Origin of the sequence: Bradyrhizobium sp. AZCC 2262, from assembly GCF_036924535.1 — a bacterium.
Lineage (GTDB): Bacteria > Pseudomonadota > Alphaproteobacteria > Rhizobiales > Xanthobacteraceae > Bradyrhizobium.
On the sequence record NZ_JAZHRT010000001.1, the window covers coordinates 4,697,602 to 4,711,051 of the forward strand.

A 13,450-nucleotide genomic window follows, 5' to 3' on the forward strand; every position below is an offset into this window, starting at 1 on the left:
CGCGGCGGCCCCCGCCCTCCAAGTCACATCCCGACCCCTACCACCCTGCTGTTGGTGCTTCTCAAATTTCGGTACCGCGCCAGCGCCCAGAGCGGAAAGAACTTCGAGTAGCCATGATAACGCAAGTAAAACACCCGCGGAAAGCCTGTTGCCGTGTATCGCGCCTCATCCCACAGCCCTTTCTCGGTCTGTGTGGCTTTTAGGTACTCCACACCCTGCACAATGGCCGGGTTTTCGACCTCTCCTGCCGCCATCAGTCCAAGCAAGGCCCATGCCGTTTGCGAGGAGGTCGATGGGGCGCCCTCAAATCCCTTGTAATCGAGTCGGTAGCTGACCGCATCTTCGCCCCAGCCACCGTCCCCATTCTGGATAGAGAGCAGCCAATCCGCCGCCTTGCGAATCATCGGGTCCTGGTGGCTCACCCCTGCGGCATTTAGCGCACAGAGCACCGACCAGGTTCCGTAGACATAATTCAGGCCCCAGCGGCCATACCACGAGCCCTCCGGGAGCTGCGTGCGGCGAAGATAGGCGATCCCGTCCGCCACCGCCTTGCTGGTCTCTGCGGTCTCGCCAAGCTGCGCCAGCATCGAGATACAGCGCGCGGTGACGTCCTCGGTCGGCGGATCGAGCAGCGCGCCGTGGTCGGAGAACGGGATGTTGTTGAGGTAGTATTCGAGGTTGTTGACGTCGAAGGCGGCCCAGCCGCCGTCGCGGCTCTGCAAGCCCTCGATCCACTCGCGGCCGCGCGAGATCGCCTGGTCGTATTCCTTGCTGCCCGAGGCCCGGCGCGCACGGTCCATCGCCATCACCACCACGGCGGTGTCGTCGAGATCGGGGTAATAGTCATTGTTGTACTGGAACGCCCAGCCGCCCGGACGGACATCGGGCGCCTTCACCGCCCAGTCCCCCTTGAGGTCAAGCACCTGCCTCGGCTTCAGCCAGTCGAGGCCCTGCTCCATCTTCTTGATCGTATCTTCGCCGCCGGCTTCCGCCAGCGCGTGGCAGGTCAGCGCGGTGTCCCACACCGGCGAGACACAGGGCTGGCAATAGGCCTCGTGCTCGCCGATCACCAGAAGCTTGTCGATGCCCCTGCGGGTGACCGCACGCGGCGGAAAATCCGGTCCCTTGCCGAGCGCCTCATACATCATGACGATGTTGGCCATCGGCGGATAGATCGCGCCCATGCCGTCCTCGCCGTTGAGCCGCTCTTCGGTGAAAGCCAGCGCGGCGTCGATCGCGCGCTGGCGCAGCTTCTTCGGAAACAACGGCTCAATGACCCGCAGGATCTTGTCGAGCGTGCTGAACAGCGTGAACCAGCCCCAGCTTTGATGCGGCGCCTTCGCGTTCATCCCGACCGACTTGGGGTCCTGCAGAAACAACTCGTCGATACCGACGCCCTTGGGATTTTTCGCCAAAGGCTTCAGCGCCGCCATCACCATCAGCGGCACGATCGTGGTGCGCGCCCAATAGGAAATCTTGTTGATGTGGAACGGCGACCACATCGGCAGCAGCATGATCTCGACCGGCAGCACCGGCACCGCGCGCCAGCTCAGCACCCCGTAGAAAGCCAGCAGGAATCGCGTGAAGACGTTGACGCGGGCAGCGCCGCCGTGGCTGTGGATCGCCTCGCGCGCGCGGACCATATGCGGCGCATCGACGGAATCGCCGATCATCTTCAGCGCGAAATAGGATTTGACGCTGGCGCTCATGTCGAACGGACCGTCCTGCACCAGCGGCCAGCCGCCGTGATTGCCTTGCGTGCGGCGCAGATAGTTCGCGATCTTGGCTTCCAGCGCGCTGTCGACGGGCTCGCCGAGATAGTGGCGCAGCAGGATGTATTCCGCCGGAATGGTGCTGTCGGCTTCCAGCTCGAACACAAAGTGTCCATCGGATTGCCGGTAGCCGAGCAGCGCTTCGGTCGCGGACGAGATGCTCTTCTCCAGCGCGACGGGGTCGACTGTCGCGACGGAGTCGACTGTCGCGACGGGATCGACTGCAATTGTTTTGTCTACGGAAAGCATTCGCTAGACATCCCTCTATTCGCGCGCGGGCTCTGTGAAGCCGGTCACGCAACAAGTCCTGTCCGGCCTTAAGGCCTGGCCAGCACCAGATCGGCGGCGCGGTCGCCCGACCGTATCGATCCTTCGATGGTTGCCGGCAATCCCGTATCAGTCCAGTCGCCGGCGAGAAACAGGTTTTTGAATGATGTCACCGCCCCCGGGCGCAGCGCGTTCTGCTCCGGCGTGGCCTCGAACGTCGCGCGGCGCTCGCGCACGATCTGCCAGGGCGGCAACGGCAAATCACCCTGCAGGCCCGCGGCCTTGCAGACATCCCGCCAGATCGCCAGCGCGAGTTCTTCGCGTGGCATGTCGACAAGTCGGTCGCCATTGCTGATGGTGACCGACAGCCGCTGCGGGAATGCGAACAGCCACTCCACGAGACCACCGACCACGCCGAGGATGGGCACGGCATCGCGGGGCGGATCGAAGCGGAAATGCGCATTGACGATGGCGCGGAATTTCGACGGCGTCTTCAGGCCCGGCAGCAACGCCGCCGCCGGGCGCGGCGGCACCGCGAGCACCACGACGTCGTCGGGGCCGAGCGCAATCGCGTCGCTGCCGAATTTCAGTTCGCCGACATTGCCGCCCGTCATCGCGAATTCGCGCAGCTCATGGCCGAACTGGATCGAGGCGCCCTTGTCCTGCAACAGCTTGATCGCCGGCTCGACCAGCACTGCGCTGAGGCCATCGCGTGCGATCAGCGGCCGGCAGGCCTGCCCACCCGCCAGCAGCGTTTCCCGCACGATCGCGCCGGCCAGGCCCGCCGAACCCTCGGGCGGGTCGACATTGAGCGCGGCAAGCAGCAGCGGCTGCACCAGCCGCTGGTACAGCGTGCCCTTGCAGGGGATCGTATCGCCGACCAGTTTGCCGGTGCCTGCCCAGATCAGCGGCGCCAATGCAAGATAATCGAGCAGTTTCGTATCGGGGACGCGGCGCGCCTCGTCGAACACCCATAGCGGCAATTTGCCGTCGCCGAGGTCGAGTTGCCAGCGCTGGCCGGTCATGATGTCGACGAAGGGAAACTGCGCAACCTTCGGCCCGACCAGCCCGGCCTCGGTGCCGATCGATCTGGCGTAGGCCAGCGCATGGCGGTTGCCGGACAACAGCAAATGGTTGCCGTTGTCGATGGTGAGATTGGTGGCGGCGTCGAAATAGGACCGGCATCGGCCGCCGGCCTGCTGCGTGGCCTCGTGGACATGCACCCGGTAATTGGCGTTGGCCAGCCGTACGGCGGCCGAGAGGCCGGAAATGCCGGCGCCGATAATATGAGCGTTTTTCTGCATCAGATGATCGCGTAACGGAGAAGGATGGCGATCTTCGCCCATTTATGGACGCGGACCGGCTCGCGCGGAGCGGAAAAGCCCCGGGCCAGCAGCAGGTCCAGGATCGCACGGTAATATTTCGACATGATCCGCGGCGCGCGCACCACGCGACGCGAATTGCGTTTCATGATCTCGTCGGACTTTTCGAAATGCTTTTTCGCCCGCTCGGCCAGCGGCAGGCAAACCTTGGGAAGTGCGCGATCGGCGGTCACCTTCTGCGGATTGTCACTGGTGATGCCGGCAAGCAGCAGGCTTTCGCGCGGCAGATAGAGGCGGCCGAGGCCGGCGTCTTCGTCGATGTCACGCAGGATATTGGTCAATTGCAGCGCGCGGCCGAGATGGTGGGCGAGCAGGATGCCGTCTTCCTCCGGCATGCCGAACACCCTGACCGACAGACGCCCGACGGCGCTGGCAACGCGATCGCAATAGAGATCGAGCGTGGCAAGATCCGGCGCACGAATGTCCTGGGGCACATCCATCTCCATGCCGTCGACGATGGCGAGAAAATCCTCTCGCTTGAGGCCGAAGGTTTTCACCGAGGCGGCGTAATCTTGCAGGCGCGGCGGCGGATGACCGTGATATAGCGCATCGATGTCGTCGCGCCATTGCTGCAGGGCGGCCAGCCGCTCGGGCCGCGGCCCGTCTGAATCGGCGATGTCGTCGACCTGCCGGCAGAAGCTGTAGATCTGGAACATCGCCTCGCGCTGGTTGCGCGGCAGGACGCGCATCGCGGCGTAGAATGAACTGCCGGAAGCGGTGGTGCCGTAATCTGCGTTGGCCGCCGCCGTCTGCAACGTCATGCGCCGGCCGCCGGTTTTGTCAGGGGATTGCGTCCCGCGGCGCGCCTGATCATTTCGCTGACCATGCCGCCGAGGCTCTGCACTAGCAATTCGGGCTTGCTCAGGTGCACGCGTTCGCTGAGCGGATCGCGCACCTTCAGCAGGCCGACGATCTTGTCGGCAAAGGCCTGGATCACGGCAATCTCGAGCCCGAGTCGGAAATCCTTTACCTCGGCGCTGAGCGACTTGCTTTCATCGAGCAGCGTCTCGGTGCGCGCCGCGAGCGCCTGCAGACATTGCAACAGCGCCGGCTGCGACTTCGCCTCGCCCAGCATCTCGACGGTGGCGCCGCTGGCGGCCAGCGCATCGCGCGGCAGGTAGACCCGGTTGAGGTTTTTGTAGTCCTTGGCGCAATCCTGCAAATGGTTGTTGATCTGCAGCCCCGCGCACAACGCGTCGGATGCAGCCCAGGTCGAGGTGCTTTCGCCATGGACGTCGAGCATGAAGCGCCCGACCGGCATGGCCGAATAGCGGCAATAGTGAATGACGTCGTCCCAGTTCTCGTAGCGCAGCTTGGTGACGTCCATCCGGAACGCGACCAGCACGTCGAGCGCATGGCGCGGCGCCATCGCGCGCTCGGCAAAAGCGCGGCGCAGGCTGACCGCCTCCGGTTGCGTGTCGCCCTTGCCCAGCAACTCGGCTTCGAGCAGGTCGAGATAGCGCAGCTTCTCGTCCGCGTTGAGCGTCGCATGATCTGCGATGTCGTCAGCCGTCCGGACGAAATTATAGAATGAAAGGATCAGCGCCCGGTGACGCGGATGAATGATCCACGACGCGACAGGAAAATTCTCGTCGCGGTGGGTCTTTCCGGATCGCAGGTCGCTCGCACTGGTCATCAACAACTGGCTACATCAATAGGAATTGGCGGCATGCGCCGATGCTCGGCGCATGCTAGGAGATCGCGTGCCCCATATAGGGGAATACGACACCAAAACCAATGCTATATGGGCTGACTAGCCCCGCCCGTGACGCGCGTCATAGAGCCAAAAACAGCTTTTCCGCGCGGGTTAACGGACGCGAGCCGCGGCTTATTGCCCGTTGTTCTTCAGAACCTGGTCGCAGGCGGCACTGATCTTGGAACGATGCTCCTTGAGGCAGGCCAGGATGGTGAAATCGCCCTGATCGATGACCGGACGGCAGAACTTCTGCACGTCACGGGTGCAGGCCTTCTGCTCCTCCGCCGTTCCGCTGCGTTGCTGCTGGGCGAAGGCTCCGGACGAAGCCGAGAGTGACAACAGAGTGAGTGCGAGGAGAAATTTACGCATCGTGTTCCTTCATTTCGGCAGCAAGAAATCCTGTTCCCGATTTGCACTTCGGCATTGCCGGAACGGATCTGTCTGGATGGGCAGGCGCCGCGTAACGCAGCATGAATAAAGGACAAGCATGGCAAATGCGGCCAAATTTGCGGCGATCTTTACGACGATCTCAGCACGTTAGATAACCGACTGATATTTAATGTGTATTTCTGCAACACTTTCCCGACAATTGGCTGTTGCGGACGATGCCGCGCACAGCTAGATGCTGCGCTGACGGGACTGATGTGAATGTTTGATTCTATTCGGCGATCTGCGGCCATTTGCCTGGCGCCATCGCCGGAAACAACATCCCGTCATTTGAACCTAAGATACTGCGAGAACACTAAATCTTCGATGCGGCGAGACGTATCTTGCAAGAGAAGCGTCTATTTTATGGGAAAACTCACAATGAAACGGTTTGGTTCCAGCTTGTTCGGTCAGGCTCTCGCAGCAGCCGGCGTCGGCGCCGCGCTCATGTTGTCGATCACCGCAAGCCATGCCCAGGCGGGAGGCCCGTTTGCCGGCTTTGACGGAAACTGGAGCGGCACCGGCACGGTCGCGCTCTCCAACGGCACCACCGAGAACATCCGCTGCAAAGCCGACTACAAGGTCAACGCCAGCGGGCTCGGCCTGAAGCAAAATCTGCACTGCGCCAGCGACAGCTATAAATTCGACCTGTCGAGCGACGTCACCAGCCAGGGCGAACGCATCTCCGGAAACTGGAGCGAGAAAAGCCGGAATATCTTCGGCAATCTGCAGGGCACCGCAGGCGGCGGCCAGATCGAAGTGTTCGTCGAGGCTTCCGGATTTGCAGCGAACCTGAACTTGCGGACCACAGGCAACAAGCAGTCCGTGCAGATCGACTCCAAGGGCGAAATCCGCGGCGTCAAGATCACGATGACGAAGACCTGACGCGGCCCCTTGAATCAATGTGAATGGCAGCGCCCCGGCGCTGCCTTTTCATTTTACAGCCACCAGAGCCATTTCGGTTCTGATTGGATCAGAACCGGGCTCTAGCTTTTCGTTTTGACGCGTTTTCTTGACACGAACCGGCGTCCACTTCGCTTGAAAACGCTATGAGCTCGCTCAGCTGAATTTCCAGCGCCAACACGGGTCGCCACGGTCACGGCGTTGCGTCACTTCGACGCGCATGAAGCGGTCATGCGCAAGCGCCGCCCCCACCCACAATTCGTTCCAGGCATCGAACACGGCAGGCGACGGCGCTTCACGTTCCGCCATCAGGCGCCACGACGTCTGGCGCACGGTTGCGGTCGAGCCTTCCAGCTGCAATTCCGCATCGTCGTCCTGTCCGCGGGCAAGCCGGGCGAAGGCTTTGGCGAAACCCGCCGCCCCCGCTTCCACGCCGCCCAATAGCGCAGCGACTTCGTCGAAGGTGTGCATCCCGACGAGCCGCGCCGCGGCGCCGGCGAGATGGCCGCCCTCTTCCGGGCCGAGCACGGCGATCGTCTCCGGCACGATCGAGGTGACGTATTCCATCGCATAATTGCGAAGCACCTTTTGCAGCCGCTCTTCCGGCCATGTGTTCCCGGGCAGGCGCGGCGCGAGATCGGCGCAGAACGGCGGACAGCGCTCGCCGGGCGAAAACTGCAACCGCTCCTCCGGCGCGAGATCGCGATCCCACTCCTTGTAGTACCCCTCCAGCCCCGGCTGGCCGTCGACGGTCTGCCCGGTGCAGACGAAGCCGAGCCTGGGATTGCCGAGCACGACGCCGTTGTTGGCGTGCCATCCGCGCAGCATCGCCCGCGACACTTCCGAGGGGATGCCGCAGATCGCGGTGCCGGACCAGATCCAGCGCGGCGGCGGATAGCGCACCCAGGCCTTGGTGTCGCTCTCATAGACATACTCGACCTTCACGCCGCCGACCTGGTTCGACAGATAATGATACTGGGCGCATGCAACCGCATGCGGGAGTTGGTCGAGGCCGAGCTTCTTCAATCCGGGAAGAAAGCGCGCCAGTTGCTGCCGCCGAAAGGTGCGAAACACCACCTCGGCCGCGCGCGGTGCGCCTGCCCGCGAGGCCAGCATCAGGATCAGCCCGGTGAGATAGGAATGATAGATGTGTTCGACCGCACGGTAGGCGGCAGCATCGGCCGCAGGGCGAGCCGCTAATCCCGCAGACGTCATTCCTCGACCCCTCCTCGGCTGCCGTTAGCCGGCAGCCCTTTGTTGTGCTCGGGCATTAACGGTTCTGACTGACTGCATCAGAACCGAGCGCTCGCTTCTTGTTTGACGCGTTTTCTTTACGCGAACCGGGATCCACTTCGCTCGAAAACGCTATGGTAGCGGCTGTTTTTCGGCAGGCCGCTATTCCACAGGCTTGGCGTGACTGGCGCCGCGAATCCTGTTCGACAGGTTGATCAGGAACATCGACGTCGGCCGCAGGATGAAGAGATCCGCGACCAGGGCTGCGATCATCGAGAACGCGCTGAGCCAGCCGAACAGCCGCAGCGACGGCAGGTCGGAGAACACGGTGACGACGAGGCCGCAGGCCAGCACCACCGTGGTCAGGATCAGCGCCGGACCGACCAGCACGGTGGCGCGCTCGACCGCCAGTTCCGGCGTGACGCCCGGCTTGCTCTCCAGCCGCAACCGGTTGAGGAAGTGGATGGTGGCGCTCAATCCGAGGCCGAACGACACCGTCAGCGCGACCACGCTGGCGAATTGCAGCCCCTCGCCCAATATCCACAGCACCGTACCCGATGCCACGACCGGGAAAATGCCGGGCAGGATGCAGGAGAACATCACCACGACCGAGCGGAATGCCAAGCCGATAAAGATCGCGACCAGCAGGAATTCCACCGTCAGGCCGTGGTTGAGTTTCGAGATCATGTTGGCGCTGTTGCGCGCGGCGATCGCCGACAGGCCGGTGACCGCGATTTCGAAGCCGGGATGCTCGGCCCTCACCGTGTCGAGCGCCTTGTCGAGCTTGTCGATCACAGGAAGGATTTCGCTGGAATCAAGATCGGGCACGCGCCCCGAAACCACCACTGCATCCTGATCAGCCGAGATGAAGCGGCGGACCAGATGTTCCGGGATAACGCTGACATATTCCTTCAGTGTCGCGACATCGTTGCTCCCCGCCTTCTCGGCGAGCCAGCGGCGCAGGGTTTCGAGCGACCAGACGTTGCCGACGCCGGCCGATTTCTCGACCATCGCGTGAACCTCGGCGATCGTCTTCAAGGTATCCGGCGCATAGAGCGAGGCGCCCTTGGGGAATTCGATCAGCACGTCGATCGGATTGGCGCCGGTGAGCTTGGCGTCGAGACGGCTGGACGCCGCCACGGCCTGCCGCTTGTCCGGCACCTGGTCGGCAAGCCGGTAGCGCGGCTCCAGCGTGGCGTAGATGTAGCCGAGGCCGGCGACGAGGACCAACGCAAGCAGGCTGAACAGCCCGGGGCGGCCCACCATGCGCACCGCGATCCAGTAGCAGAAATTGCGCAGCGCCTGCACGCCGGCATCCGCGCTCTGGAATTTTACCGCGAAAATCTTTTCGTTGCGGACGAACAGGACGCCGAACACCGGCACCAGCGACAGCACCGCAATCAGCGCGATGATGGTGGCGGCAAGTCCGGCCTCGCCGAACTTTCGGATCAGTTCGGAATCGGAGAATTGCAAAGCGATGAACGAAATGCCGGCGGTGCCGTGGGTCAGCACGCAGGCCGGCCCCACCACCAGCACGGCGTTGGTGAACGCCGTGAGCTTGTCCTGTCCCGCGATCAGGCGATCGCGCGCGGCAAACGTCAGCTGCATCGAGTCCGAGAAGCTGATCACCATGATGAGCGGCGTCATCACGTTCAGGAACATGTTGAGGTTGAAACCGGCCCAGCCGAGGCCACCGAGCGCGAGCAGGATCGCGATGATCGGCGGGAACGCGGCGACCACCATGAACGATATCTTGCGGAAGAAGATGATCGCGATGATGCAGCCGGCCAGAATGCCGAGGATGTTGTAGGTCAGCCCGTCGCGCTTGACCGCGTTGCGGATCTCAAGCTGCATCACGGGAACGCCGGAGAGCTGGGCGTTGAGACCGCTGCCGGCGAGATCCTCGGCCATGATCTTCCGTATTTCGCCGACCACCTTGCCGAGATCGTTTGAGGAAACGACCTTCGGCTCCAGCGACAATACGATCAGCGCCAGCGTGCCATCCTCCGACAACAGCTTGCCGCGAATGATCTCGTTGGATTTGACGGTCTCGGCGAATTTCTCGTAGGCGGCGCCCTGTGGCAGTTCGGGCGGGAACAGCGCGGCCGGCAGCTTGCCGGGCTCCGGCGCCTGACGCGCCGAAAACAGCGACACCAGACCACGCACGCCCTCGACCAGCTGCAGGTCGGTGACCATGTCGCGGATCTTTTCGAGGTTCTCGCGGGCCAGGAGCGTCTTGCCCTCGACCACGACCAGCACGTCGAATTCGGTCGCCGGGAAGCGCTTGGTCACGGCCTCGTATTGCTTGTAGTCCTTGGAATCGGAACGGAACAGCTGGCTCAGCGAGTCGTCGATCTTGATCCGCTCGATGCCGAAGAGAGCAGCCACCATCAACGCGGCGAGAATGATCATGGAGAGGATCGGCGCCTTGACCGCGATCAGGCCCATGCGCTCGATCCCGAAGGCGATGCTCTTGCCCGGCGGCGGCTCCTCGATGGCTTCGACGTGGACGCGACTTTCGGAGTTCTTGTCGAGCATACCCTGTCCAGTTCTCACGTCGGCCTGTTTGTGCAGCTTGGTTTTATGCAGTTTGGTGGCGTGAATGCGGCTTTGCCAGCCCCCATCCGATCGGCGCTAGCCATTGAAATCACGCGGTAAATTAATCGGCGCCGTTTTACAGGGCCGAACCCCGTCCGGCAAGCACGCGCGGCGGGGCAAATCGGCACGAAGGTGACGAAAATGCCCGTTAAGTCTCTGATTTGCCACACCCCATAAGCGCCTTCCCGGGGTGTCCTGTCGGAAATCGCCCACATCGGCTGCAATCAGCGGTGCAACGGTACTGGTCAAATTTTAGGGAGGCGGGATGCCGAGACGTGGCGCTCAATCTGTCCTCTTGTCCGCTTCCGTTCCGGCGTGCAGCGCGGCTCCGAATGCAGCGCCGAACACGCCGTTGTACTGGCTCGCATTGACATTGGAAATGTGCGCGGCGTCGCGGAAATTGGCCTGCCCGTTGCGGACCAGATGGCAATAGCCGTGCTCGCAGACGACGGATAACGGATCCACCGTCACGAGGCGCAGATTGCCTCCGTGCTTGTCGAGCACGCGAGCGATCTCGTTCCGCAAGCCGCTCCTCGTCAGGACGGGACCGGCCTCGACCTTCCATTCGTCGATAGCCCTGCCGGCACGGATCTGGTTTTCGACCCAACGCTGCGGCAGGTCGAAGCCCAAGTGCAGTAGCGGCAGAATCAGGACCACGGTCTTGCCTGCAGAAAGCAGCCTGTCTACGAGCACGGAGATCTCGGTCGCTTCCACCCAGTTACCTCCGAGCACCACGATGCTCGGCTCGGTCCGCCCGAGCACGAAGTCCAGCGTGCTTCGGTTGAACTCCCGGCACGGCCGCTCATCACCGGCGTTCCTTGCCGCATCGTCGATGAACGCCCTGCACCCGTTTTGCGTCGCAATCAGGCCATGTATCCCATGGGCGAGCGCCGCCGAAGAAACAGGGTCGAGATACTGGTTGGCAAACGAATCGCCCCACAGGATTGCTGAAGGCCTGTCTGCGGCCTGCTCGCTGCCGAAGCGGCAATGGGTCTCCGTCGCCTTCTTGGTGGAGTTCGCGTTTCTGAAGCACTCGTCCCGTGGCGTGCTGGTTCTTCTCGCCAGTTCGGCGGGCAATAGATATTCCGGCAGCCTGCCTGGAAAACCCTTGTTGAGAAAAGTCAGCGATACGAACCCCGCCAACAGCGCGAACGAGACGGCGGAGCTCCCAAGCAGCCTGCGCGGCGTCCAGAAATCTCGGCGAATTCTGAAGGGCTGTTCGACATAGCGGTAGGAAATCGCGCCGAGCGCCAGCGAGACGAGTACCATCAACGTCTTCTGCGTGGCGTCCACACCATACCCGCGCACAGATAGCCAGCTCAGGGCAAAGACCCAGACCGGCCAATGCCAAAGATAGATCGAGTAGGACCAGTCGCCCACGCGCTGGATCGCAGACGCCCCCAGCAGGCCGCCTTCGCGGCTCCCCTGTCGCGCTGCAATGATGATGGCCGAGCCCAGAATCGGCAGGATCGTGAGCACGCCGGGCCATCGCGCTTCGGGCAAGGGATAGACGACGCAGCCGGCGACCAGCACCCAGCCTGCGACAGCAACCATCGGCGATTGCAGCCAGGAGGGATCGGCGATTCCTTCGGATCGGCGCCGGATCTCTGCTGCAGCGATCAATCCGCCAGCCAATGGCTCCCAGGCTCTCGCCTGCAGGGAGAAGAAGGACGATCCCGTCGCATCTTGCTGGCTTGCCCACAGACACCACGCCAATGACAGGGCCGCGAAGACCTGTAGCGCAACGACCACCGCATCGATCCCTGACATGGCGCGCAAAGCAAGCCGCCAGACCAGGCCAACGATCAGTGGCATGAAGAAATAGAACTGCCACTCCAGCGACAGCGACCAGGTGTGCAGCAGTGGTTTGGTCTGGGCCGCCATGGCGAAATAGCCGCTGTCGCTCTTGAAGGCGAAGTTCGACAAGAAGGTCAGCGCCGACAGCGCCTGGAGCAAATGCCGTGTATATTCGGCCGGCAAGGTCACGAACCAGCCGGCGATGACGGACGCGATGGTGAGCACCGCAAGCGCAGGATAGATCCTGCGCATGCGCATCATCCAGAAAGTCCATGGCGAAAACCGACCGAGCTTCAGCTCGTTCAAAACCTTCGCCGTCATGAGGTAGCCGGTGATCACCAGGAAGACGTCGACACCGACGAAGCCTCCGGCAAATCCAGGTATCTGGAAGTGAAAGCCGACGACGGCAATTACCGAAAGCGCCCGGAGGGCATTGATATCCAGCCGGAACCCGTCCGGGCTCGCATGCTTGCCTGCCGCGCCTGGCACCGCCCCCGCCTTCCCCATAGCCTGTCTCAGCCCGCTCCCCATGCCGCTTATATCAGGCGGGAGTTGGCTCACAACGGCAGCGCGGCCACAGGTCGAAACGTTTTCGAGTTCAGTCGATCGGCCTGGCGGCGATCAGCGCGGTTCCGCTTTCGTCCTTCAGCGCCACGCCGGTGACCTGGCGTGTGATGCCTTCACGCACCAGCCACGCGATCTTGAAGGCGGCTTCATCGTAGCTCAGGCCCGTGCCGTGGATGTTGGACACGCAATTGCGCTTCTCGTCGGTGAGGCCGATGCGCGGCGCAAAGGTGAGATACGCGCCGAGGCTGTCGGGCGCCGACAGGCCGGGCCGCTCCCCAATCAGCATCACCACCATTCGCGCGCCGAGCACGGCGCCGATCTCGTCGCCCAGCGCCACGCGCGCGCCCGACGCGACCACGACATGGCCCAGCGAGATTCCCGCCTCCGTCAGGCGCGGCGCCAGATGGCGAACCAGTTCGACCGCGTGGACGTTGACGGCCGCCGGCGACAGCCCGTCGCCGATCACGATCACAATCTCGCTCGCGCTGCCGTTTTGCTTTTCCAGCGCGTGCCGTGAATCCGCATCCAGCATGCGTCCGAGATCAGGACGGCGCAGATAGTCGCGCCGGTTCTGCGCCTGGCTGGAAACCTCGCCGACCCGCAGGCCGAGACCGGCCAATCCGGCAGCCAGATGCGGCGCATCGAAAGCGGCATGAACGGCATCGCGCGCACGGGCGTGGTCGAGCGTGAAGGCAAGCAATGCGTCGGTCGGCAGGCTGGCGCCGGCGCGGCCGAGCCCGACACGCGCGGGCGTCAACTCCCGCAGGGCTTCGAGCGGGCGGGACGGCGGCGCTGGCGTTTTCATTGGC

The 13,450-nt window shown here is 63.1% G+C and carries 10 protein-coding genes; 1 reads left to right on the forward strand and 9 read right to left on the reverse strand.

Annotated elements, in window-relative coordinates; all coding sequences use genetic code 11:
• Positions 1-23: 23 nt before the first annotated feature.
• From shc to V1283_RS22415, 5 genes are all read right to left on the reverse strand, one after another.
• Positions 24-2,021: a squalene--hopene cyclase gene (gene shc, locus V1283_RS22395; protein WP_334388622.1), complete on the reverse strand. Its 1,998-nt coding sequence runs from the start codon at positions 2,019-2,021 to the stop codon at positions 24-26.
• Between the two features lie 68 nt (positions 2,022-2,089).
• On the reverse strand, positions 2,090-3,343 hold the full coding sequence (gene hpnE / locus V1283_RS22400; protein ID WP_334388623.1) for a hydroxysqualene dehydroxylase HpnE: 1,254 nt from the start codon (positions 3,341-3,343) through the stop codon (positions 2,090-2,092).
• Complete coding sequence (gene hpnD, locus V1283_RS22405) at positions 3,343-4,182, reverse strand: presqualene diphosphate synthase HpnD (RefSeq protein ID WP_334388624.1); 840 nt, start codon at positions 4,180-4,182, stop codon at positions 3,343-3,345. Before hpnD ends, hpnE begins: the two co-directional genes overlap by 1 nt.
• Positions 4,179-5,057: a squalene synthase HpnC gene (gene hpnC, locus V1283_RS22410; protein WP_334388625.1), complete on the reverse strand. Its 879-nt coding sequence runs from the start codon at positions 5,055-5,057 to the stop codon at positions 4,179-4,181. The genes hpnD and hpnC overlap by 4 nt, the downstream gene beginning before the upstream one ends.
• 192 nt (positions 5,058-5,249) lie before the next feature.
• Positions 5,250-5,486, reverse strand: coding sequence for a hypothetical protein (locus tag V1283_RS22415; RefSeq protein ID WP_334388626.1), 237 nt, complete (start codon positions 5,484-5,486; stop codon positions 5,250-5,252).
• 438 nt (positions 5,487-5,924) lie between these two features.
• Here V1283_RS22415 and V1283_RS22420 point away from each other — a divergent pair, with 438 nt between their 5' ends.
• On the forward strand, positions 5,925-6,428 hold the full coding sequence (locus V1283_RS22420) for a hypothetical protein (RefSeq protein WP_334388628.1): 504 nt from the start codon (positions 5,925-5,927) through the stop codon (positions 6,426-6,428).
• Positions 6,429-6,602: 174 nt separating this feature from the next.
• On the opposite strand, the gene V1283_RS22425 is transcribed toward V1283_RS22420, so the two are convergent.
• The 4 genes from V1283_RS22425 to eutC all read right to left on the reverse strand — a co-directional run bounded on the left by V1283_RS22425 (position 6,603) and on the right by eutC (position 13,446).
• Entirely contained in the window at positions 6,603-7,661 is a 1,059-nt protein-coding gene (locus tag V1283_RS22425; RefSeq protein ID WP_334388629.1) for a hypothetical protein, read from the reverse strand.
• Positions 7,662-7,841: 180 nt separating this feature from the next.
• The gene (locus tag V1283_RS22430; RefSeq protein ID WP_334388630.1) at positions 7,842-10,217 is read right to left on the reverse strand and encodes an efflux RND transporter permease subunit; all 2,376 of its coding nucleotides are present in this window, start codon (positions 10,215-10,217) and stop codon (positions 7,842-7,844) included.
• A gap of 342 nt (positions 10,218-10,559) precedes the next feature.
• Positions 10,560-12,581 (reverse strand): acyltransferase family protein, encoded by a 2,022-nt coding sequence (locus V1283_RS22435; protein WP_334388631.1) that lies wholly within the window; start codon positions 12,579-12,581, stop codon positions 10,560-10,562.
• Positions 12,582-12,672: 91 nt separating this feature from the next.
• Positions 12,673-13,446 carry an ethanolamine ammonia-lyase subunit EutC gene (eutC, locus tag V1283_RS22440; RefSeq protein WP_334388632.1) on the reverse strand — a complete coding sequence of 258 codons (774 nt, stop codon included), beginning with the start codon at positions 13,444-13,446 and terminating at the stop codon, positions 12,673-12,675.
• Between the last annotated feature and the right edge of the window lie 4 nt (positions 13,447-13,450).